We start from the raw sequence: 23,202 nt of genomic DNA on the forward strand, positions 1-23,202 counted from the left end.
CACGTAGGATCTGAAGTATTTCGAGCCGTTACACTATAAGTACCGGAGGTTAAGCCATCAAAATCTACTGATGCCTGATAATCCGTGCCATTTATACTGTATTCAAATCCTACACCTAGTGGAGCTGTAATTGAAATTTTACCTGTTGGTACTGCACACGTTGGTTGAACTACATCAGCAGTTGGTGTAGCTGGTGCATTTGGCACATCATTAATCGTTACAGATAAAGCTGTAGAAACACACGTAGGATCTGAAGTATTTCGAGCCGTTACACTATAAGTACCAGAGTTTAAGTTAATAAAGTCTACTGAAGCCTGATAGTTCGTGCCATCAATACTGTATTCAAATCCTGCACCCAATGGAGCTGTAATTGAAATTTTACCTGAAGGTGTTTCACAGGTTGGTTGAACTACATCAGCAGTTGGTTGGTCTGGTGCTTTAACTATTTTAACAGTAGTTGTGGCAGTTTTATTACATCCGTTGGTACTATATGAATAAGTTACAGTATAAGTACCTAGATTACTATTCTGAATATCAATTGTTCCTGTTGTAGAATCAATGCTTAAACCTGCTGGTGATGCAGAATATGTTCCTCCTGTAATACCAGTTTGGTTAACCATAATATTACCCCCACCTTCACAAAAACTTCCATCTCCGCCGTAATCAATTTCTGCAGTCCCGAAACTAAGTTCAACTTGAATTGGAGAAACAAAATCATTTAATGATGCTGTAGAAGATGTAGATTGTTTGGTTTTTACTAATAAAGTTTTAATACTAACTCCAATACATGGGTCAGGTAATGAGCCAAAAAAATCTGTTAAATTTATAGCTGCTTCTGCAAATTGATAAGGAATATAATTATTGGATCCAAAGCTTCCAAAAGGCACATTTACATTTACAGTATTTGTGGCTCCAAATCCATTAGGACCTAAAGTTTGTGAAACATATCCATAATTTGATCCTCCAAGATGTTTCCATAAATACAAATGAACGGTTGGCGATGATCCACCATTAGCGTACTCAACAGTTAAAAGTATATCATTTATAGTACGACCACCATCTGGTCCAGCTGAACTAAATCCCCCACTAGTAACACCTGTAGTAGTTATTGTATTCTGTAAAAATTCAAAGTCTATATAACTAGTACCATTTGTTTCCATACGGTCACCCCCAACAAAAATCCATTCATCCCCACTAGTCTGTTCCTTACCTAGGTGATACATTACGTTATTAATATCACCTTTACCTGTAGCTTTTCCTAAGGCCCAAGTCCAAGTATTAGGGTCGTCATTTAATTTCCCTTGTTTTAATATATTATCTCCACCGTTATATTCATCACGTACCAACCTAGTAATGTTGGGGTCAACAGGAGTACCATTATTGTTTAATACAAATCCACCTAAACCAATAGGTCCCTGTACCCAATCTCCAACACCAGTTGCTGGAGTATTGGACGCTAAATCTCCATCCATTTGAAATCCTCCGGTTGGAACGGTAACATTAACCGTTTGCGAATGTAAAACCCCAATACTTGAAATTAAACATATAAGTATAAAAAGAGAGAATCTTTTTATGTGTTTGTAAGAAGTAATTTTATACATATCCTCAGTTTTTTTAATCCTTTTTTAAAAAGAAAAATGCTACTACGCTAGCATTAGGTAATTAACAAGTCTGCTTTACAACAAGAAAATTGTGAATTCCATTTCCATAAAACATTCTGTATTTATTATATATGGGTCGTTTATTTTCATATTTATAGTAAGAACCTTAATCAGTCAAGAAAGCCACTCAATTATTCGAGTAAAAACTCATATTGATTAGTTTCTAAACAAATTATTGTACACAAAATCTAAAGGCGCCTGTGGGGATAAGTGAACTAGCCTATGAGTTCAAAAAATATCTTTAAATAAAATATATCCTAAATGACCAGTGAGGAGTTGGGTCTGAGTTTAATATAACTTTACTTTATTTCTTTCAAATAAGAATTTAGGGTATATATTCTTATGTAACTATAATATCATTTTTTAAAACAAAACTTGAGAGGAGACAGTCTTAAAATCTTAAATTTATAATCAATTATCAAGATTGAAGTGGGGAATTCTTGATACAAAACTTTTAAAAAAAAGCTTCTATGGGGATAGTTTTAGAAAAGCAATTTACACGTTCAAATGAACAACAACTACTTAACTTTAGAACAAACGTACCATAATTTTCCAAAATATCATATACGTACTAACACGTATATCCTAACGTTTTTATAATAAAACACGCTATAATGTTAAACAAAGTTAACGATTTAACAGACATGCTCGACATTTACACAATTAATAAACTAAATCACGCCTTCAATTTTAGTTTATTTCAACAACAAAATGAAGTGTATAATCTAAGGCAATAGAAGTTCATTCATTAAATATATTTATAACCTTCCTATAGCAAAAATGCTTGAGTCTAAATATATATTAGGCATTTTTAAACCTTTATAAAATACAACTATATAATAATTCCCCTCTTTTTACGACCGCATCAGTTTATTTCTCCAATAACAAACTTTATCTTTGCAACATATACGAAAAACGATTATGTCTTTAACAAAAGAAATTAAGCGCCGAAGAACTTTCGGTATTATTGCGCATCCCGATGCTGGTAAAACTACACTTACAGAAAAACTTCTACTCTTTGGTGGAGCTATTAATGAAGCTGGAGCTGTAAAAAACAACAAGATTAAAAAAGGTGCTACTAGTGACTTTATGGAAATAGAACGACAACGTGGTATTTCTGTAGCAACTTCAGTTTTGGCATTTGAATATGAAGGTATAAAGATTAATATTCTCGATACTCCAGGACACAAGGATTTTGCTGAAGATACATTTAGAACACTTACTGCTGTGGATAGCGTAATTGTTGTTATAGACGTTGCAAAAGGGGTTGAGGAACAAACTGAAAAGCTTGTAGAAGTATGTAGAATGCGAAACATCCCAATGATTGTGTTCGTGAATAAACTTGATAGAGAAGGAAGAGATGCTTTTGATTTGTTAGACGAAATTGAACAAAAGCTTCACTTACGTGTTACGCCTCTTAGTTTTCCAATTGGAATGGGTTACGACTTTAAGGGAATCTATAACGTTTGGGAAAAAAATATAAACCTTTTTAGTGGTGATAGTAGAAAAAACATAGAGGAAACGATTGAAATAGAAGACTTAAATAGTTCAGAACTAGACAAATTAGTTGGTGAAAAAGCAGCTGAAACTCTTCGTGAAGAAATTGAGTTAGTACAAGAAGTTTATCCGGATTTTGACGGGCAAGAGTATTTAGATGGAGAGTTACAACCTGTATTTTTTGGATCTGCTTTAAATAATTTTGGTGTACGTGAATTGCTGGATTGCTTCATTGAAATAGCTCCTACTCCACGTCCAAAAGAAAGCAATACTCGTTTAGTCCATCCAGATGAAAAAGCTTTTTCAGGTTTTGTATTTAAAATTCACGCAAATATGGACCCTAAGCATCGCGATAGATTGGCTTTCGTAAAAATTGTATCAGGTACTTTCGAACGAAACTCACCTTATCTACACGTTCGCAATGGTAAAAAAATGAAATTTAGTAGCCCGAATGCTTTCTTTGCTGAAAAGAAACAAATAGTAGATATCTCCTACCCTGGCGATATAGTAGGACTGCACGATACAGGGAACTTTAAAATTGGCGATACGCTTACTGAAGGTGAAGAAATGCTCTATAAAGGAATTCCTAGCTTTTCACCAGAACACTTTAAATATATCAACAATGCTGATCCTATGAAGAGCAAGCAACTTGAAAAAGGTATTGACCAATTAATGGACGAAGGTGTTGCACAGTTATTTACACTTGAATTAAACGGACGTAAAGTAATAGGAACTGTTGGTGCTCTTCAGTTTGAAGTTATTCAGTACAGACTTGAACACGAATATGGCGCAAGTTGTTCTTATGAAAACTTGAATGTACACAAAGCTTGTTGGGTAGAAGCGCAAGATCCTAAAAGCGCTGAATTCGCCGATTTCAAAAGAGTTAAATCCAAATTTTTAGCAAAGGATAAACGCGGTCAACTTGTATTCTTCGCCGATTCAGCATTTACACTACAAATGACCCAATCTAAATATCCAAATGTGAAATTGCATTTTGTAAGTGAGTTTGAGAAATAGAATAAAAAGCCTTCAAAAGCTTAATACGAAGCAACGTTTGCTGCCTTTATTTTAAGTAGAAATATAGGTTTAGTTTATTAAAAATTAAAGCATAAAAAAAGCCCCAAAAATTGGGGCTTTTTTTATGCTTCGCCTGTTGGGCCAAAGTTCAAAGGCATAGGCGGTTGCTCATAGTCTTTGATTTCGCCGTGGGCTTGTTCAAATCGTTTAACATTATCGTTTAATGCCTTTAAAAATCGCTTAGCGTGTTGTGGTGTCAAGATAATTCTAGACTTCACTTTACTCTTAGGAACTCCTGGCATTATAGTTACAAAGTCAACCACAAATTCAGAAACAGAATGATTAATGATAGCTAAATTGCTGTATATACCTTGGGCTACACCTTCGTCTAACTCAATATTTATCTGGCCTTGTTTGGGTTGTTTCTTTTGATCTGACATTGCTAAAAATTTGCTGTTTTATACTATATTATTTAATGAATAAAAACTGAAAATATAAAAGGTGCGTTTCTAAAAACGCACCTTTATATAAAAATTAGTTATAATTAACTTCTTCTTTAGCTTTATTCATTTCTTCCAATTCTTGTTTCGATCCCACTATTATAGTGTCATATCTACGCATACCTGTACCGGCTGGTATCTTATGACCTACAATAACGTTTTCTTTCAAGCCTTCTAATGTATCAACCTTACCAGCCACAGCTGCTTCGTTTAACACTTTAGTAGTTTCCTGGAAGGAAGCTGCAGAGATGAATGACTTAGTCTGTAACGACGCTCTCGTAATACCTTGAAGTACAGGAGTAGCAGTTGCAGTAACAACATCACGAGCCTCTACAAGCTCTTTATCATTTCTTCTCAATAAAGAGTTTTCATCACGAAGGGCACGAGGAGAAAGAATTTGACCTTCTTTCAAGTTTTCAGAATCACCTGAATTTGTAACCACTTTCATTCCGAATAACTTATCGTTTTCTTCGATAAAGTCATCTTTATGAGCTAATTGATTCTCAAGGAAAGTAGTATCTCCCGGATCTTCAATTCTCACCTTACGCATCATTTGACGAACAACAACCTCGAAGTGCTTGTCGTTAATCTTCACCCCTTGCAGACGGTAAACCTCTTGAACTTCGTTCACAAGATATTGCTGTACTGCAGATGGGCCTTTAATGCGAAGAATGTCTTCTGGAGTAATAGAACCATCAGATAATGGCATACCTGCTCGAACGTAATCGTTTTCTTGAACTAGAATTTGGCTTGATAATTTTACCAAATACTTTTTTACTTCGCCTAATTTAGACTCAACGATAATCTCTCGGTTACCTCGTTTAATTTTACCAAATGAAACCACACCATCAATTTCGCTAACCACAGCTGGATTTGAAGGATTACGCGCTTCGAAAAGCTCGGTAACACGAGGAAGACCTCCTGTAATATCTCCTGATTTTGCAGATTTACGTGGAATCTTAACAAGCACCTTTCCTACTTTAATCTTATCGTTGTCGTCCACCATAATGTGTGCACCAACTGGTAAGTTGTAAGAACGAATTACTTCGTCTTTCTTACCTAGAATTTGTAGGGTTGGAATACGTTTTTTATCCCTTGATTCAGAAATTACTTTTTCCTGGAATCCTGTTTGCTCATCAATCTCAACTTGATACGTTACACCTTGAACGATGTTTTCGTATTTAATTTTTCCAGCAAATTCTGAAATAATTACACCGTTATATGGATCCCAAGTACAGATTACATCTCCTGCTTTTACTGAATCACCACTCTTAACAAGTAATGTTGAACCGTAAGGAATGTTATTTGTACTAAGCGTAATTCCTGTTTGTTTATCTACTAATTTCAATTCTGAAGTACGAGAAATAACAATATCCACAGCATTTCCTTGATTATCTTCACCTTTTACAGTTTTAAGATCTTCAATTTCAGCCTTTCCGTCAAATTTAACCGTTAAGTTATTTTGTTCAGAAATGTTACCTGCAATACCTCCCACGTGGAAAGTACGAAGTGTAAGCTGAGTTCCAGGTTCTCCAATTGATTGAGCTGCTACAACACCAACTGCCTCACCTCGTTGTACCATTTTATTGGTTGCAAGGTTACGACCGTAACACTGTGCACATATACCTTTTTTAGCCTCACAAGTTAATGCAGAACGAACTTCTACACTATCTAATGGTGATGCCTCAATAGCATCTGCTATCTCTTCGTAAATGTGTTCTCCAGCACTTACTAATACTTCTTTAGTTAGTGGGTGAATAACGTCGTTAAGCGCAGTACGCCCAACAATTCTAGCTCCTAAAGTCTCTACTACTTCTTCGTTTTTCTTTAATGCTGAAACTTCAATACCACGTAATGTACCACAGTCTTCTTCATTAACAATAACATCTTGTGAAACATCAACTAGACGACGTGTTAAGTAACCCGCATCTGCCGTTTTAAGTGCGGTATCCGCAAGACCTTTACGAGCACCGTGAGTAGAGATAAAGTATTCAAGAATTGAAAGACCTTCCTTAAAGTTAGAAAGAATTGGGTTTTCAATAATTTCACCTCCACCTGAGTTCGATTTCTTAGGTTTTGCCATCAACCCACGCATACCTGTTAACTGACGAATTTGTTCTTTAGAACCCCTCGCACCAGAATCAAGCATCATATACACCGAGTTAAATCCTTGCTGATCTTCGCGTATACGCTTCATAGATAGCTCGGTAAGCTCTGCGTTAGTTGCAGTCCAAATATCAATAACTTGGTTGTAACGTTCGTTATTGGTAATAAGACCCATGTTATAACTGTTGATAATACCGTCAACTTGTGAGTTTGCATTATCAATCATACTTTGTTTTTCAGCAGGGATAATAATATCACCTAAGCTGAATGAAAGTCCGCCTTCAAAAGCGAATTTATATCCTAAAGTTTTAATTTCATCTAGGAAGTCTGCAGTAACAGGTACTGAAGTTACTTTTAAGATTTTCCCGATAATATCACGAAGAGATTTTTTAGTCAATACTTCGTTAACAAAACCAGCTTCAGCAGGAACCTTTTCGTTAAAGATTACTCTACCTAAAGTGGTAGTGATAATTTGCATTGTTAACTCACCATTTTCGTTGAAATCTTTAGTTCTAATTTTAATTTCAGCGTTCAAATCTACTTGTCCATCGTTGTAAGCAATAATTGCTTCTTCAGCCGAATAGAAAGTAAGACCCTCACCTTTTACCTTAACATCTTCAGTAGATTTTCTTAGTTTGGTCATATAGTAAAGACCTAAAACCATATCCTGAGAAGGTACAGCAACTGGCGAACCATTTGCAGGGTTTAGAATGTTGTGAGATGCAAGCATCAATAACTGACATTCTAAAATTGCCTCTGGCCCTAGTGGTAAGTGAACAGCCATCTGGTCACCATCGAAATCCGCGTTAAACGCAGTACACACTAATGGGTGTAGTTGTATTGCTTTACCTTCAATTAATTTAGGTTGGAAAGCTTGAATACCTAGCCTGTGCAAAGTAGGGGCACGGTTAAGCATTACCGGGTGACCTTTTAATACATTCTCAAGGATGTCCCAAACTACAGGCTCTTTTTTATCTATAATTTTCTTTGCAGATTTTACAGTTTTTACAATTCCTCTTTCAATCAATTTACGGATTACAAAAGGCTTGTAAAGCTCGGCAGCCATATCTTTAGGAAGACCACACTCAAATAATTTAAGTTCTGGTCCTACAACAATTACCGAACGCGCTGAATAATCTACACGTTTACCAAGTAAGTTTTGACGGAAACGACCTTGCTTACCTTTCAATGAATCTGAAAGTGATTTAAGCGGACGGTTACTGTCAGTTTTTACTGCAGAAGATTTACGCGTGTTATCAAGTAATGAATCTACCGCTTCTTGAAGCATACGCTTTTCGTTACGTAGAATTACCTCTGGAGCTTTAATCTCCATTAATCGCTTCAAACGGTTGTTACGAATAATTACACGACGGTATAAATCATTTAAATCTGAAGTCGCGAAACGACCACCATCAAGGGGTACTAATGGACGAAGTTCTGGTGGAATTACCGGAACTACTTTCATAATCATCCACTCAGCTTTGTTCTCGCGGTTTTTATTAGCATCACGAAGTGCTTCTACAACTTGAAGACGCTTTAAAGCTTCTGTTTTACGTTGTTTAGAAGTTTCGTTGTTTGCTTTATGACGTAAGTCGTACGATAAAGTGTCCAAGTCAATTCTTTGCAAAAGATCGATCAAGCACTCTGCTCCCATCTTCGCAATAAATTTGTTAGGATCTGTATCTTCCAAGTACTGGTTATCTTGTGGAATTGTTTCTAAAATATCAAGATACTCTTCTTCTGTAAGGAAGTCTAGTTTCTTAACATCTTCTCCACTTTCATATTTAGCTACACCTGGTTGAATTACTACGTAACGTTCGTAGTAAATAATCATATCCAGTTTCTTAGATGGTAATCCAAGAAGGTAACCAATTTTGTTAGGAAGACTACGGAAGTACCAAATGTGTGCAACAGGAACAACTAAGTTGATATGCCCAACACGGTCACGACGCACTTTTTTCTCTGTTACTTCTACACCACAACGGTCACAAACGATACCTTTGTAGCGAATTCTTTTATATTTACCACAGGCACACTCGTAATCCTTTACAGGACCAAAAATACGCTCACAGAAAAGTCCGTCACGCTCTGGCTTGTGCGTACGGTAGTTTATTGTTTCGGGTTTTAGAACTTCTCCACGTGATTCTGCCAAAATAGATTCAGGAGAGGCCAAACCAATAGAAATCTTGTCGAATTTCTGTACTGTGTTTTCTTTATTTCTGTTCATCATGATTTAAAATAAACTTTGTTGTTAAATGAGGGTTTAATTCCTCGGAAGAAATTTAAGATTTCCCTTCACGGTTGTGAAGGGGTTTATCTTTATTCTTCTAATCTAATGTCAAGACCCAATCCTTTCAATTCGTGCATAAGTACGTTGAACGATTCTGGTAATCCTGGTTCTGGCATAGTTTCACCTTTTACGATTGCCTCGTAGGTTTTAGCCCTTCCAATAACATCATCAGATTTAACAGTCAATATTTCTCTAAGCGTACTAGATGCACCGTATGCTTCTAGAGCCCAAACCTCCATTTCTCCAAAACGCTGACCACCAAATTGTGCTTTACCACCAAGTGGTTGTTGCGTAATAAGTGAGTATGGTCCAATGGAACGCGCGTGCATCTTATCATCTACCATGTGACCTAGTTTCAACATATAAATCACACCTACAGTTGCAGGTTGATCGAAACGCTTACCAGTTCCACCATCATATAAGTAAGTATGCCCGTATCTTGGTATTCCAGCTTCATCAGTATATTCATTTATCTGATCGATGACTGCACCATCAAAAATTGGAGTTGCGAATTTGCGACCTAATTTTTGACCAGCCCATCCAAGAACGGTTTCGTATATCTGCCCAATGTTCATACGAGATGGTACACCAAGTGGGTTCAATACAATATCTACAGGAGTTCCGTCTTCTAGGAATGGCATGTCTTCTTCACGTACAATACGTGCAACAATACCCTTGTTTCCGTGACGTCCTGCCATTTTATCCCCAACTTTAAGTTTACGCTTTTTAGCGATGTAAACTTTTGCTAGTTTTAAAATTCCAGAAGGAAGCTCATCTCCTACAGAGATAGTAAACTTCTCACGACGCAAGTTACCTTGAAGGTCGTTTTCCTTAATTTTATAGTTGTGCATTAAATCTGCAACCAACGCATTGGTTTCATCATCGGTTGTCCAAGTACCTCCAGTTAAGTGGGTGTAATCGTCAACAGAGTTAAGCATTTTTAATGTAAACTTTTTACCTTTAGGGAATACTATTTCACCTAAATCATTGCTTATTCCTTGAGCAGTTTTACCTCCTACGATTGTGAATAGTTTTTCAACTAACTTATCTTGTAAGGCTACGAATTTGCTTTCGTATTTTGCTTCAAGTTCTGCGATGTCTTCTTTATCCTTCGCACGTTTGCGCTTATCTTTAACAGCACGAGCAAACAATTTCTTGTCTATTACTACACCGTTTAATGAAGGTGAAGCTTTTAACGATGCATCTTTTACATCACCAGCTTTATCACCAAAAATAGCGCGAAGAAGTTTCTCTTCCGGAGTTGGATCACTTTCTCCTTTTGGAGTAATTTTTCCGATAAGAATGTCACCAGGTTTTACCTCGGCACCAATTCTAATCATTCCATACTCATCCAAGTCTTTAGTAGCTTCTTCCGAAACGTTTGGAATATCATTTGTCAATTCTTCGTTACCTAACTTAGTATCTCGAACTTCTAATGAGTATTCGTCAATATGAATAGAGGTGAATATATCTTCACGTACTACTCTTTCAGAAATTACAATTGCATCCTCAAAGTTATAACCTTTCCAAGGCATGAAGGCAACCTTCATATTACGCCCTAGCGCTAGTTCACCTTTTTCAGTAGCATAACCTTGGCAAAGAACCTGTCCTTTTTTAACTCTATCCCCTTTGCTTACAATAGGCTTAAGGTTAATAGAAGTTCCTTGGTTTGTCTTTCTGAATTTTACTAGTTGATATGTTTTAGAATCGCTATCAAAACTTACCATACGTTCGTTTTCAGTACGGTCGTATTTAATAGTAATTTCGTTTGCATCAACGTATTCAACTACACCATCTCCTTCTGCGTTAATCAAAACACGGCTATCAGAAGCAACTTGTCTTTCAAGACCAGTTCCAACGATTGGAGAATCTGCAATTAATAAAGGTACAGCCTGACGCATCATGTTCGATCCCATCAATGCACGGTTAGCATCATCATGCTCCAAGAATGGAATTAGAGATGCAGAAATAGATGCAATCTGGTTAGGCGCAACATCGGCATAGTTTAAAGTTACAGGATCCACAAGTGGGAAATCACCTTCCATTCGCGCAATAACCTTATCGGTATCGATAACACCATCGTCTGTTAATGGAATGTTTGCCTGTGCAATGTGCATATCTTCCTCTTCTTCAGCAGAAAGGTAGATTGGCTCATTTTTAAAATCTATTTTTCCGTCATTTACTTTACGGTATGGAGTTTCAATAAACCCAAGGTTATTAACCTTTGCATAAACCGAAAGTGATGAAATAAGACCAATGTTTGGCCCTTCAGGAGTTTCAATAGGACAAAGACGACCATAGTGTGTATAGTGAACGTCACGAACCTCGAAACCTGCTCTTTCACGTGATAAACCTCCTGGCCCTAATGCAGATAGACGACGCTTATGCGTAATCTCAGCAAGTGGGTTTGTTTGGTCCATAAACTGTGAAAGCTGGTTTGTACCAAAAAATGAGTTAATTACAGAAGACAATGTCTTTGCATTAATCAAATCGATAGGTGTAAACACCTCGTTATCACGAACGTTCATACGCTCGCGAATAGTACGCGCCATACGAGCAAGACCAACACCAAACTGTTGAGATAATTGCTCACCTACAGTACGTACACGACGGTTGCTAAGGTGGTCAATATCATCAATCTCAGCTTTAGAGTTAATAAGCTCGATTAAATATTTTACAATGGTAATGATATCTTCTTTAGTAAGCACCTGCTTATCCATTGCGATATCAAGACCAAGTTTTTTGTTCATTCTATAACGCCCAACCTCACCAAGATTATATCTTTGGTCGCTAAAGAAAAGCTTATGGATAATTCCACGAGCAGTTTCCTCATCTGGCGGCTCAGCATTACGAAGTTGTCTATATATGTGTTCTACTGCTTCTTTTTCAGAGTTAGTAGGGTCTTTTTGTAATGTATTGTGAATAATAGCATAGTCGGCTAACTGGTTTTCTTCTTTGTGTAAAAGAACAGTTTTGCTTCCTGAATCTATAATTTCGTCAATGTGTTCTTTTTCAAGAACAGTATCACGGTCCAAGATAATTTCGTTACGTTCAATAGAAACTACTTCACCAGTATCTTCATCAACGAAATCTTCGTGCCAAGTTTTTAGCACACGGGCAGCTAGTTTACGCCCAATATATTTTTTAAGTCCTGTTTTTGAAGCCTTAACTTCTTCTGCAAGATCAAAAATTTCGAGAATATCTTTATCTCTTTCAAAACCGATAGCTCTGAAAAGGGTTGTAACAGGTAATTTTTTCTTACGGTCAATGTACGCGTACATTACGCTGTTAATATCTGTGGCAAATTCAATCCACGATCCTTTAAAAGGAATTACTCTGGCAGAGTATAGTTTAGTTCCGTTGGCGTGAAAAGACTGACCAAAGAACACCCCTGGAGAACGGTGAAGTTGAGAAACAACAACACGTTCAGCTCCATTAACGCAGAAAGTTCCGCTAGGAGTCATATAAGGGATAGTACCTAGGTAAACATCCTGAACAATAGTTTCAAAGTCTTCGTGCTCTGCGTCTGTACAGTATAGTTTTAACCTTGCTTTTAAAGGCACACTATAAGTAAGACCACGTTCAATACATTCCTGGATGGAATATCTTGGCGGATCCACGAAATAGTCTAAGAACTCTAAAACGAATTGGTTACGAGTATCGGTAATTGGGAAATTTTCCAAAAAGGTTTTATATAAACCTTCTTGGCCTCTTTCTTCTGATTTGGTTTCCAATTGGAAAAAATCCTGGAAGGACTTTATCTGAATGTCCAAAAAGTCGGGATAATCCGGCTTATTTTTTACAGAGGAAAAATTCAATCTTTCAGTTTGCGTTGCTGACATCTATGGACGGAATTTTAATTAAAATAATATTGAATAAACGTATAAAAAAGGTGTTAACCATTATATACGCAAAATGGTTTAGGCCTTTCCGACCCCGATAATAACGGGACGGAAGACCTAAACCTTAGGGTTTGGAACGTAATAAGCTTACTTAAGCTCAACCTCTGCTCCAGCTTCTTCTAGTTGCGCTTTTAATGCTTCAGCTTCATCCTTAGCAATTCCTTCTTTAATTGGAGAAGGTGCGTTATCAACTAATTCTTTTGCTTCTTTAAGACCAGCACCAGTTAATTCTTTAACTAGTTTTACTACTGCAAGTTTAGATGCACCAGCACCTTTAAGAATTACATCAAATTCTGATTGCTCATCTGCAGCGTCTCCACCAGCAGCAGCACCACCAGCAGCAACAGCAACAGCTGCAGCAGCAGGCTCAATACCGTACTCGTCTTTTAATATTGTAGCTAACTCATTAACTTCTTTTACTGTTAGGTTAACCAATTGTTCTGCGAAATCTTTCAAATCTGCCATTTCTATCGTTTTTAAAAATAATTGTGTTTATATAAATTAATTAGTGCAATGTTTGTTTTATCCTTCTCTTTCGGATAAGGTCTTAACAAGGCCTGCAATTGTAGTACTTCCACTCTTAAGAGCTGAAATAACATTTTTAGCAGGAGATTGTAGTAACCCAATAACTTCTCCAATAAGCTCTTCTTTAGATTTAAGCTCTACTAAGCTATCCAATTGTTCATCGCCAACGTAAATTGACTCTTGGATGTAAGCTCCTTTTAATAAAGGCCTATCAGATTTTTTTCTGAATTCTTTAATTACTTTGGCAGGTGCATTACCTGTTTCAGAAAACATAATGGAAGTATTTCCTTTAAGTACTTCTGGTAAGCTTCCAAAGTCTTTATCTGAACTCTCCATTGCTTTTTTAAGCAATGTGTTCTTAACAACTGCTAACTGAACTCCTGCTTTAAAACAAGCACGACGTAAGTTAGTAGTAGTCCCTGCGTTTAAGCCTGAAATATCTGCTAAATAGATATTTTCATTATCAGACAACTGCGCAGTTAACGTTTCAATTACTTGTGATTTTTCTTCTCTAGTCATAATTTCCAGTTTTTACTGCTCAGTAAACCTTTTTGTGTCAATCTCAACACTTGGACTCATTGTGCTAGACATATAGATACTCTTTATGTAAACACCTTTTGCCGCTTGTGGCTTTAGTTTAACGAGGGTTGTTAATAATTCTCTTGCGTTTCCTGCAATTTTTTCAGCATCAAAAGACGCTTTTCCTATTGCTGCGTGTACGATACCTGTTTTATCAACTTTAAAGTCGATTTTACCAGCTTTCACATCAGAAACTGCCTTAGCAACGTCCATAGTTACTGTACCAGTCTTTGGGTTTGGCATAAGACCACGAGGACCTAATACACGTCCTAAAGGACCTAATTTACCCATTACACTTGGCATAGTTACAATTACGTCAACATCTGTCCATCCTCCTTTAATTTTATCGAGGTACTCATCAAGACCAACGTAGTCTGCTCCAGCTTCTTTAGCTTCAGCTTCCTTATCTGGAGTTACTAATGCTAATACTTTAACGTCTTTACCAGTTCCGTGAGGAAGGGTTACAACGCCTCTTACCATTTGGTTCGCTTTACGTGGATCCACGTTAAGACGTACCGCAAGGTCAACTGAAGGATCGAACTTTACGTTAGATATTTCTTTTATTAAAGCAGAAGCTTCGGCAACGGTATAGGTTCTATCCTCTACCTTAAGCTTGGCTTCCTTTTGCTTTTTTGTTAATCGTGCCATTTATAGATTCTTTTTTCAGATTAAAAAGGTGCGTCACCTTTTACTTTAACTCCCATAGAACGTGCAGTACCAGCTACCATTTTCATAGCAGACTCAACAGTAAATGCGTTAAGATCGGGCATTTTATCTTCCGCGATCGCTTTAACTTGTTCCCAAGAGATTGTGGCTACTTTTTTTGCATGTGGTTCACCGGAGCCTTTTTTTGCTTTAGCAGCTTCAAGTATTTGAACTGCAGCGGGTGGAGTCTTAATAACAAAATCGAAAGATTTGTCTTTATAAACTGTAATCGCTACTGGCAATACTTTTCCTTGCTTATCCTGAGTTCTAGCATTAAACTGCTTACAGAACTCCATGATATTAACACCGGCAGCACCAAGAGCAGGTCCTACTGGTGGTGATGGGTTAGCAGCACCTCCGCGAACTTGCAACTTAACTACTTTACTAATTTCTTTTGCCATTTCTAAATTTTTGTGTGGTTCTTCAAAAGTGGAAGCCTTAGAAGGAACCTATTAAGCGTAACAATTAAACTTTTTCAACTTGCATATAACTTAATTCTAATGGTGTTTTTCTTCCAAAAATCTTAACCATTACCTCAAGTTTGCGTTTTTCTTCATTTATTTTTTCAACAGTTCCATTAAATCCATTGAAAGGACCATCAATAACTTTTACAGTCTCTCCCACAGTATATGGAATGTTTACACTATCCTCTTTAACAGAAAGCTCATCAACTTTTCCTAACATTCTGTTTACTTCAGATTGTCTCAACGGTACAGGATCACCTCCTTTAACCTCACCTAAAAAGCCAATAACACCATTAATAGACTTAATGATGTGAGGAATTTCACCACCTAAATTTGCTTTTATCATGATGTAACCTGGAAAATAAACACGTTCTTTATTTACTTTCTTTCCGTTACGGATTTGAATAACTTTTTCGGTTGGTACGAGAACCTGATCAATATAATCTTCAAGCTCTAATCGTTTTATCTCAGTATCGATATACGATTTGATTTTGTTTTCCTGTCCACTAACTGAACGGACTACATACCACTTTTTTGTTTTTGTTGTTTCGGTCATTTCTTACGATTTGATCCAATCAAAATATAAACCAACCATTTTGCTGAAAACGGTATCTACACCCCAAACCGCTAAGGCCAATACAATAGAAAAAACCGCAACAACTACGGTTAATTTCTGAGCCTCTGCCCAAGTTGGCCAGGTTACGTGGTTTTTAAGTTCTTTATACGATTCTGTAATATAGTTTACCATTTTGTTGTCGTATTAATATTATTCCTCCAGAGAGGTGAAGTTTCCTATTTTAGCTGTAAATCTACTTTGAAGCTTATGCAGGAATATTGCACGGGTTGAGAGACTCGAACTCACGACACCTGGTTTTGGAGACCAGTGCTCTACCAACTGAGCTAAACCCGTATTTAATTCAGATTCTAGAATTTAAAACCTAACTTCTGAATATTTTTTGTCAACTCATATAGAGCTTACCTAGTTAAAAAAGCCAAGGTATCCCGAATTAAATTCAGGACACCTATAGCTTATATATATTAGATGATTATTCTACAATTTCAGTAACCTGACCTGCACCTACAGTACGTCCACCTTCACGGATTGCGAAACGAAGACCTACGTTCATTGCGATTGGCTGTAACAACTCAACATTGATTGTTAAGTTATCTCCAGGCATAACCATTTCAACACCATCAGGAAGCGTAATTGTTCCAGTTACATCAGTTGTACGTACGTAGAACTGTGGACGGTAATTGTTGTGGAATGGAGTGTGACGTCCACCTTCTTCTTTCTTAAGGATATAAACCTCAGCTTTAAACTTAGCGTGTGGAGTTACAGATCCTGGCTTAACGATTACCATACCTCTAGAGATTTGAGTTTTCTCAATACCTCTTAATAGGATACCAGCGTTATCTCCAGCCTCTCCTCTATCAAGGATTTGACGGAACATTTCAATACCAGTAATAGTAGAAGTTAATTTCTCAGCTCCCATACCGATAATTTCAACTGGGTCTCCAGTTTTAGCAATACCAGTTTCGATACGACCTGTAGCAACAGTTCCACGACCAGTAATAGAGAATACGTCTTCAATTGGCATCAAGAAAGGCTTTTCGTTATCACGAACAGGCTCTTCAATCCAGTTATCAACTTCTTCCATTAATTTAAGAAGAGCATCTACCCATTTTTGCTCACCGTTAAGTGCACCTAAAGCAGAACCTTGAACAACAGGACCATTATCACCATCATACTCGTAGAAGCTTAAAAGATCTCTGATCTCCATTTCTACTAGCTCAAGTAATTCCTCATCATCAACTAAGTCAACTTTGTTCATGAATACAACAATTCTAGGAATACCAACCTGGCGACCTAAAAGGATGTGCTCACGAGTTTGTGGCATAGGACCATCAGTAGCAGCAACAACAAGAATAGCACCGTCCATTTGAGCAGCACCAGTAACCATGTTCTTTACGTAATCCGCGTGACCAGGACAGTCAACGTGTGCGTAGTGACGTTTTGCTGTTTGATATTCTACGTGAGAAGAGTTAATTGTAATACCTCTTTCTTTTTCTTCTGGCGCATTATCAATTTGATCAAATGATGTTGCTGCAGAGAAACCTGCATCAGCCAAAACTTTAGTAATAGCTGCAGTCGTAGTTGTTTTTCCGTGATCTACGTGTCCAATTGTACCAATATTTAAGTGTGGTTTTGACCGATCGAATTTTTCTTTTGCCATTTTGTATTAATTTTAATCTTAGTTATATATTAGTGTTCTATTGTATTTGCAACTTGAGCCAATGATGGGAATTGAACCCATGACCTCTTCCTTACCAAGGAAACGCTCTACCCCTGAGCTACATCGGCCTTTTAACTAGCCCTTCAACGTTGCTCAGGGTAAACAGTTCAAAAGCTTAAAGCTCAATGCTGTTTTTTAAAAAACAACAATAAACCCTAAACTAGAAACCATTTTAGAGCGGGAGACCGGGTTCGAACCGGCGACATTCAGCTTGGAAGGCTGACGCTCTACCAACTGAGCTACTCCCGCATTTTATGAGCAAATTCCCTCCCCGACAAGCGTCGAGACTGTTTCATATCCAGAGAAGGAAACCGAAACTTTTTAGAGAATCTAATCAAAAGATTATTCAATCTATAAATGAACTACTTCAAACTTTGCGCAAAACTAACATAATTTTACTTATTACGTTTGAAATTTTCAACTTTTTATTGAAAATAAAAAATAGTAGTGGGGAGAGCAGGATTCGAACCTGCGAAGACGTAGTCAGCAGATTTACAGTCTGCCCTCGTTGGCCGCTTGAGTATCTCCCCAATTCTTCAATTATGAATTAAGAATATAAAATTCACAACTAAAACTTTCAATAATTCTAATGAACTTGTAGATTTAAAAATCTACTTATTTGTTTTTCATAATTCCGAATATACAATTCTGAATTACTGAGCCGATTGAGGGACTCCCTTCGACTGCGCTCAGGATAAACTTCTCGCCCCGATTAAACCAAGCTCTAATTTTAAAACTCTAGTTTAATTCCTGATCCACTTTTCAAAATTTCAGAGCCGATGGAGGGACTCGAACCCACGACCTGCTGATTACAAATCAGCTGCTCTAGCCAGCTGAGCTACATCGGCTTTTTTCAATTTTTATGAGTTGCTTTCTAACTCGTAAAAAAGCTCGTTATTTCTAACGGAGTGCAAATGTATATAAACTTCTCGTTTCAAACAAAACTTTTTCAAAACTTTTTTTAAAAAAATTTCTATAAATACGATTTTTCTTTCTGTTTGCGCTTCTTTAGTTGTCTCTCCAAAGCTCGTGACGCCTCGTCGGTAGCAGCTTCAAAGGTCTTAGCTTCCTTTTTCACCATAATGTCATCTCCTGGCACACTTAATAACACCTCTACTATTTTATTTTCTTTTTCACTCGTTTTTTGAACCTTCAAAAAGACATCTGCGAACACAATTTTGTCGTAAAATTGTTCGAGCTTCGACAACCTTTTTTTAACAAAAAACACCAACTCTTCTTTCGCCGTAAAATTTGGCGCTTGTACGTTTACTTTCATATCACTATAATTTTATAATTGCTAAGTAGTTTTACACCATAAATGCCATTTAAAATTAACTACGAGGATGTGAGTTTCTATAAATCTCTTTCAATTTAGCGATACTGTTTTGAGTATAAACTTGAGTAGATGCTAAACTAGAATGACCTAATAACTCTTTAACCGAATTTATATCAGCACCTTCATTTAAAAGATGAGTTGCAAATGAATGCCTTAATATATGAGGACTCTTTTTTACTTTTTCAGATGCCTTACTAAAGTAGACATTAATAATGCGATACACAAGAGTTTCATACACTTTCAAACCTTTTGCCGTGAGAAACAAATACTCATCATCTATTATATTCTCAAGCTCATCTCGTACAGACATGTAGGCACGAATAGTATCAAGCACTGCTGGCAACAAAGGAATTATCCGCTCCTTATTACGCTTACCTAATACCTTAATCGTTTTCTGGGCGAAGGAAATACTGTCAATCTTAATATTAATTAACTCCGCTCTTCTTATACCTGTTGAATAAAACAACTCGACCACCAGACGATCTCGCAATCCCTCAAAATCATCGTTGCCTTGAAGCAATTCCATTACGTTTACTATTTCATTTTCAGAAAATGGAACTTGTATTTTTTTTGAAGTTTTTAATGCTTTGTGTTTCGCCAACGGACTAACCTGTATTTGTCCTGTCTTTAAAAGAAATTTATAATAGGTTTTAAGGGAAGATATTTTCCTATTTACAGTTCTATTTGAAACACCAGAATCAACCAAAGACACTATCCAGCTTCGAATTACCGAGTAGTTTACATCTAGTATATCCCCGTACTGAAACTCTTCTGAAGCAAATTGCTGAAATCCATCTAGATCTTTTAAATATGCTACAACCGTATGTGGTGAGTATTTTTTTTCAAGTTCTAAATAGTCTTTAAAAGAAGAAAATGGCATTTGCAGGTTTTTAGGTTGTAGCCAACTGCACATTAAATTAGAAGTTGACGTTAATCGCTACCTCAAACAGTGGTTCTACAAAATAACTCAATTACCCCACAAACTAATAATTTTTAATCATAAAAAAATCCGTTGGAAAAAATTCCAACGGATTTATATGATATAGATTCAAAAAGAACACTAAATATCTTCCTGATCTCTAAGATTCTGGATGTATTGCGCTTTTTGCATTTGCGCTCTTTTCTTAACAGATGGCTTTGTAAAAGCTTGTCTTGCACGCAACTGGCGCATTGTTCCTGTACGGTCAAACTTACGCTTGAAACGCTTCAGTGCTCTGTCGATATTTTCTCCGTCTTTAACTGGTATAATTAACATAGTGTCATCACCTCCTCTCTTTAGGGCGGCAAAGATATGAAAAATTTTGACTTATAAAAAACAACTTACAAGATTTTTTATAAAAAAGCAGTTTACACCCAAAATTGCCCAATTAAAATATCATAATTTATTTTTCAGATAATGACGAAATTAGTTAAAACCTAAATAAGACTAGATTAATTTTTATACAATGAAGCTCTTTTGCTTAAATCTAAAATCAACTTTTCTTCTTCTTTACTTTCTAATAATACGTTATAAGTTTTCCAAAAAGCTTCATTGTAAGGCTTGCTAGAAAATATATCGGCAGACCAGTCATTTTGCTGTAATTCTTCTTTTACAAGCTCGGTATCTTGAATTATATCGGTAAACAGTATTTCCTGAACAGTATAATAATATTGTTCTCCTTTATCAAAACCAGGTTCTGCTTCAGTTTTAACTCTATCGGAAGACCTATCTCCTGTATTTACAAGTTTTGGAGTTTCATAATAAATATAATTAGGATACATCTTTCCATTATACTCCATATAAGTCATGGTTAACTTATGTATGGTTTGAGTATCAAACAAACTCTTGCTTCTTCTTTTCTGAACATCAGAAGCTGCTGTCAACTCATACTCCACTCTTTTAATCGCGTAATTATCATAATAGATGTAAATCCACCCTTTTGGCTCAAACCCTTCGTTATAGATGTTAGGCGTATTCAAACCGACAAAATCCTTGCCTTTTGTGATTTCAATTTTATAAATTTTCCTCCCGTTATCTACTAAAATCGTATCCAGGTTAAACTCATGTTTTTCTAACATATTTTTTCCCAACAAAGCCTCTGTTGTATTACTATTCCTCAATAGATTTAACTTTCCTATAAATAGATTTTCTAATCCATTTACACGACTATCATTCCATTTAATAGCATTAATCAAAGCTGACTTCTTAACAGAATTTAAATTTACATTACCAGCATTAGACCCTATACTTTTTAAGTAAGCAGAATACGTAAAAAGACTGTCGATATCCCTTAAATCGTAACTTTTTCGGGTTTCATCTACGTTTATTTTTATAAAATCTTTTGCTCCAGCGGCATAACTAGAATCGTATAATGTAATCGCACTTTCTATAAGCCACTTGTATTCCTTTTTATTTCGTTCTTTGTGACGTAAAAATCCTTTTTGAAGATAAGCCTGTTCTGGTAAGTTTGCCGGAAGCCTTTCGATAGCTTTTTGCACTATTCCATTACCAGTAGTTGGCCGTGGATCGGCAACAATTACAACTTCATCTAGGGAAGCAACATCTTCTTCAAGAAAAATATCGGAACCATTTTCAAAGCCTTCAATTACCACCTTATAGCTTTTATAACCTATAGAAGATATTACCAAGGTATCATTTAAATGTTCTTTGGGAACTTTTAAGGCAAAATTACCATCACTGTTAGAAATAGTTCCAATGGTAGTATTTTTGATATACACACTAGCACTTTCTATAGGCTGAAAAGTTAAGAAATCTGCAACCTTCCCATTTAGGTTGGTTTGTGAAAAGGTGGTCGCAGTTATGAACATTACGATCACACTTAATAAATGCTTTAATTTAAAGTGCTTCATTATTTTGAAAAGATTAAAATTTTAAACTTTGAACATCCATCATTATACATTAACATTTAGGCGCTATTTGATATTATTTTTAAATATCAGCTTTAAGTCTACACCTAAATACAACCCGACCAAAACTAGGCACGGTAATCAATAAAAAAGACATTTAAAAAATGATTGTAAATAGTATCTTTTGATTCAATTTCAATCAGTTTTAAAACGTCTTCTTTCGTAACTTCCAAATCTAAAGCTTAGGTTATGTAGCTGGCTTGTATGATACTCCTTCAATAACCATCTTAGAAATAATTTCTCTTAGAATTTCAGAAGTACCACCACCAATAGGACCTAATCTACTATCGCGTAATAGTCTTGCCAATGGATAATCTTCCATATAACCATATCCTCCTAAAAACTGAAGACATTCCGTCATCACCTCATCTGCTACTTTAGTCGAAATAAGTTTACTCATTGTGGCTTCTTTTACAACGTATTCCCCATCGTTTAGACGTTGTGCGGTTACGTAGTTAAATGTTTTTGCAACTTCCACTTCACTTGCTAGTTGTGCAACTCTATGCCGTAGTGCTTGAAACTTCGAAATACTCTTACCAAAAGCAAATCTATCTTTCATATATTGAATGGTGTAATCTAATGCAAACTCACTACGTGCGTGTGCGTTAATCCCCATTATAAGTCTTTCTAATGCGAAATGTTGCATAATATATGGGAACCCCATGTTCTCCTCGCCCATTAGGCTTGATGCTGGGATTTCAACATTATCGAATGCTATTTCTCCTGTATCACTTGCTCTCCATCCAAGTTTGTCGAGTTTTGTTGCAGAAATACCTTTTATATCACGGTCCATAACAAAAATGCTAATTCCTTTGTTACCTAATTCTGGAGCCGTTTTAGCGGCAACTACAAGGTAATCGCTGTAAATTCCATTTGTGATAAAGGTTTTAGAACCGTTGATTATATATTTATCTCCTTTTTTAACCGCAGTTGTACGCATTCCAGAAACATCACTTCCTCCAAATGGTTCAGTAATACACAGACAGCCTATTTTATCACCCGAAATACTCGGTGCTAAATATTTTTCTTTTTGTTCGTGATTAGCTTCTTTTTTAAGATGCGTCATTGCAAGATAAGCGTGTGCCCACATTGCTGCAGCAAAACCACCACTGTTTACTTTTTGTAATTCTTCTAAGAAAATCACCGTATAGAAAAGATCTAAATCTAATCCGCCGTATTCTTCAGGCTGATAAATTCCAAAGTAACCCATTTCACCAAATTTTTTCCATATAAAACGGTCGATGGTACCTGTTTCTTCCCACTTTTCAATGTGAGGCACTACTTCTTTTTGAAGAAAATCCTGAAAACTTTTTCTGAAAAAATCGTGTTCTTCTGTAAAATGTAAATTCATCTGTAAATCTTATCTTGAAATTATTATGTTTGAAATTATTGAGTGACACCCACTAATCAAGGTTCTAC

The 23,202-nt window shown here is 36.3% G+C and carries 17 protein-coding genes and 5 tRNA genes; 1 reads left to right on the top strand and 21 read right to left on the bottom strand.

Annotated features, from left to right (window positions below):
- A partial coding sequence (locus FHP04_RS11045; protein WP_139856206.1) for a hypothetical protein occupies positions 1–1,601 on the bottom strand: 1,601 nt, incomplete at its 3' end.
- A gap of 981 nt (positions 1,602–2,582) precedes the next feature.
- Between FHP04_RS11045 and FHP04_RS11050 the strand changes: the two genes are divergently transcribed.
- The gene (locus FHP04_RS11050; protein ID WP_139856207.1) at positions 2,583–4,175 is read left to right on the top strand and encodes a peptide chain release factor 3; all 1,593 of its coding nucleotides are present in this window, start codon (positions 2,583–2,585) and stop codon (positions 4,173–4,175) included.
- 122 nt (positions 4,176–4,297) lie between these two features.
- Here the strand turns inward: FHP04_RS11050 and FHP04_RS11055 are convergent, their stop codons facing one another.
- The 20 genes from FHP04_RS11055 to FHP04_RS11150 form a co-directional block, all read right to left on the bottom strand.
- Positions 4,298–4,615: a DUF3467 domain-containing protein gene (locus FHP04_RS11055; RefSeq protein ID WP_139856208.1), complete on the bottom strand. Its 318-nt coding sequence runs from the start codon at positions 4,613–4,615 to the stop codon at positions 4,298–4,300.
- A gap of 94 nt (positions 4,616–4,709) precedes the next feature.
- A complete protein-coding gene (rpoC, locus tag FHP04_RS11060; RefSeq protein ID WP_139856209.1) occupies positions 4,710–9,011 on the bottom strand; it encodes a DNA-directed RNA polymerase subunit beta' in 4,302 nt (1,433 codons plus the stop codon).
- Between the two features lie 89 nt (positions 9,012–9,100).
- Positions 9,101–12,913 carry a DNA-directed RNA polymerase subunit beta gene (rpoB, locus tag FHP04_RS11065; RefSeq protein ID WP_139856210.1) on the bottom strand — a complete coding sequence of 1,271 codons (3,813 nt, stop codon included), beginning with the start codon at positions 12,911–12,913 and terminating at the stop codon, positions 9,101–9,103.
- 147 nt (positions 12,914–13,060) lie between these two features.
- Complete coding sequence (gene rplL, locus FHP04_RS11070; protein WP_139856211.1) at positions 13,061–13,438, bottom strand: 50S ribosomal protein L7/L12; 378 nt, start codon at positions 13,436–13,438, stop codon at positions 13,061–13,063.
- 57 nt (positions 13,439–13,495) lie between these two features.
- Complete coding sequence (rplJ, locus tag FHP04_RS11075) at positions 13,496–14,017, bottom strand: 50S ribosomal protein L10 (RefSeq protein WP_139856212.1); 522 nt, start codon at positions 14,015–14,017, stop codon at positions 13,496–13,498.
- 12 nt (positions 14,018–14,029) lie between these two features.
- A complete protein-coding gene (gene rplA, locus FHP04_RS11080; RefSeq protein ID WP_139856213.1) occupies positions 14,030–14,725 on the bottom strand; it encodes a 50S ribosomal protein L1 in 696 nt (231 codons plus the stop codon).
- Between the two features lie 20 nt (positions 14,726–14,745).
- Positions 14,746–15,183, bottom strand: coding sequence for a 50S ribosomal protein L11 (gene rplK / locus FHP04_RS11085; RefSeq protein ID WP_139856214.1), 438 nt, complete (start codon positions 15,181–15,183; stop codon positions 14,746–14,748).
- 64 nt (positions 15,184–15,247) lie between these two features.
- Positions 15,248–15,802, bottom strand: coding sequence for a transcription termination/antitermination protein NusG (nusG, locus tag FHP04_RS11090; protein ID WP_139856215.1), 555 nt, complete (start codon positions 15,800–15,802; stop codon positions 15,248–15,250).
- Positions 15,803–15,805: 3 nt separating this feature from the next.
- Entirely contained in the window at positions 15,806–15,994 is a 189-nt protein-coding gene (gene secE / locus FHP04_RS11095) for a preprotein translocase subunit SecE (protein ID WP_139856216.1), read from the bottom strand.
- Positions 15,995–16,083: 89 nt separating this feature from the next.
- Positions 16,084–16,156 (bottom strand) — tRNA-Trp (locus FHP04_RS11100).
- A 136-nt stretch (positions 16,157–16,292) separates the two neighbouring features.
- Positions 16,293–17,480 (bottom strand): elongation factor Tu, encoded by a 1,188-nt coding sequence (gene tuf, locus FHP04_RS11105; RefSeq protein WP_139856217.1) that lies wholly within the window; start codon positions 17,478–17,480, stop codon positions 16,293–16,295.
- A gap of 56 nt (positions 17,481–17,536) precedes the next feature.
- A tRNA-Thr gene (locus FHP04_RS11110) sits at positions 17,537–17,608 on the bottom strand.
- A 108-nt stretch (positions 17,609–17,716) separates the two neighbouring features.
- A tRNA-Gly gene (locus FHP04_RS11115) sits at positions 17,717–17,789 on the bottom strand.
- Between the two features lie 199 nt (positions 17,790–17,988).
- Positions 17,989–18,070: transfer RNA gene (locus FHP04_RS11120), tRNA-Tyr, on the bottom strand.
- A 244-nt stretch (positions 18,071–18,314) separates the two neighbouring features.
- Positions 18,315–18,388: transfer RNA gene (locus FHP04_RS11125), tRNA-Thr, on the bottom strand.
- Positions 18,389–18,513: 125 nt separating this feature from the next.
- Positions 18,514–18,816, bottom strand: coding sequence for a ribosome hibernation-promoting factor, HPF/YfiA family (hpf, locus tag FHP04_RS11130; protein ID WP_139856218.1), 303 nt, complete (start codon positions 18,814–18,816; stop codon positions 18,514–18,516).
- Positions 18,817–18,871: 55 nt separating this feature from the next.
- Positions 18,872–19,756 (bottom strand): tyrosine-type recombinase/integrase, encoded by an 885-nt coding sequence (locus tag FHP04_RS11135; RefSeq protein ID WP_139856219.1) that lies wholly within the window; start codon positions 19,754–19,756, stop codon positions 18,872–18,874.
- A gap of 180 nt (positions 19,757–19,936) precedes the next feature.
- Complete coding sequence (rpsU, locus tag FHP04_RS11140) at positions 19,937–20,131, bottom strand: 30S ribosomal protein S21 (protein ID WP_139856220.1); 195 nt, start codon at positions 20,129–20,131, stop codon at positions 19,937–19,939.
- A 176-nt stretch (positions 20,132–20,307) separates the two neighbouring features.
- Positions 20,308–21,726 (bottom strand): carboxypeptidase-like regulatory domain-containing protein, encoded by a 1,419-nt coding sequence (locus tag FHP04_RS11145; RefSeq protein ID WP_139856221.1) that lies wholly within the window; start codon positions 21,724–21,726, stop codon positions 20,308–20,310.
- A gap of 244 nt (positions 21,727–21,970) precedes the next feature.
- Positions 21,971–23,134 (bottom strand): acyl-CoA dehydrogenase family protein, encoded by a 1,164-nt coding sequence (locus FHP04_RS11150; RefSeq protein WP_139856222.1) that lies wholly within the window; start codon positions 23,132–23,134, stop codon positions 21,971–21,973.
- Between the last annotated feature and the right edge of the window lie 68 nt (positions 23,135–23,202).

Origin of the sequence: Aequorivita sinensis, assembly GCF_006346335.1 — a bacterium.
Taxonomy (GTDB): domain Bacteria; phylum Bacteroidota; class Bacteroidia; order Flavobacteriales; family Flavobacteriaceae; genus Aequorivita; species Aequorivita sinensis.

Coding starts and splice junctions, on each gene's coding strand:
- rplA (WP_139856213.1), bottom strand. CDS start 14,725: ATGGCACGATTAACAAAAAAGCAAAAGGAAGCCAAGCTTAAGGTAGAG.
- rpsU (WP_139856220.1), bottom strand. CDS start 20,131: ATGTTAATTATACCAGTTAAAGACGGAGAAAATATCGACAGAGCACTG.
- nusG (WP_139856215.1), bottom strand. CDS start 15,802: ATGACCGAAACAACAAAAACAAAAAAGTGGTATGTAGTCCGTTCAGTT.
- rpoC (WP_139856209.1), bottom strand. CDS start 9,011: ATGATGAACAGAAATAAAGAAAACACAGTACAGAAATTCGACAAGATT.
- rplL (WP_139856211.1), bottom strand. CDS start 13,438: ATGGCAGATTTGAAAGATTTCGCAGAACAATTGGTTAACCTAACAGTA.
- rpoB (WP_139856210.1), bottom strand. CDS start 12,913: ATGTCAGCAACGCAAACTGAAAGATTGAATTTTTCCTCTGTAAAAAAT.
- FHP04_RS11050 (WP_139856207.1), top strand. CDS start 2,583: ATGTCTTTAACAAAAGAAATTAAGCGCCGAAGAACTTTCGGTATTATT.
- rplJ (WP_139856212.1), bottom strand. CDS start 14,017: ATGACTAGAGAAGAAAAATCACAAGTAATTGAAACGTTAACTGCGCAG.
- FHP04_RS11150 (WP_139856222.1), bottom strand. CDS start 23,134: ATGAATTTACATTTTACAGAAGAACACGATTTTTTCAGAAAAAGTTTT.
- tuf (WP_139856217.1), bottom strand. CDS start 17,480: ATGGCAAAAGAAAAATTCGATCGGTCAAAACCACACTTAAATATTGGT.
- rplK (WP_139856214.1), bottom strand. CDS start 15,183: ATGGCAAAAGAAATTAGTAAAGTAGTTAAGTTGCAAGTTCGCGGAGGT.
- secE (WP_139856216.1), bottom strand. CDS start 15,994: ATGGTAAACTATATTACAGAATCGTATAAAGAACTTAAAAACCACGTA.
- FHP04_RS11135 (WP_139856219.1), bottom strand. CDS start 19,756: ATGCCATTTTCTTCTTTTAAAGACTATTTAGAACTTGAAAAAAAATAC.
- FHP04_RS11055 (WP_139856208.1), bottom strand. CDS start 4,615: ATGTCAGATCAAAAGAAACAACCCAAACAAGGCCAGATAAATATTGAG.
- FHP04_RS11145 (WP_139856221.1), bottom strand. CDS start 21,726: ATGAAGCACTTTAAATTAAAGCATTTATTAAGTGTGATCGTAATGTTC.
- hpf (WP_139856218.1), bottom strand. CDS start 18,816: ATGAAAGTAAACGTACAAGCGCCAAATTTTACGGCGAAAGAAGAGTTG.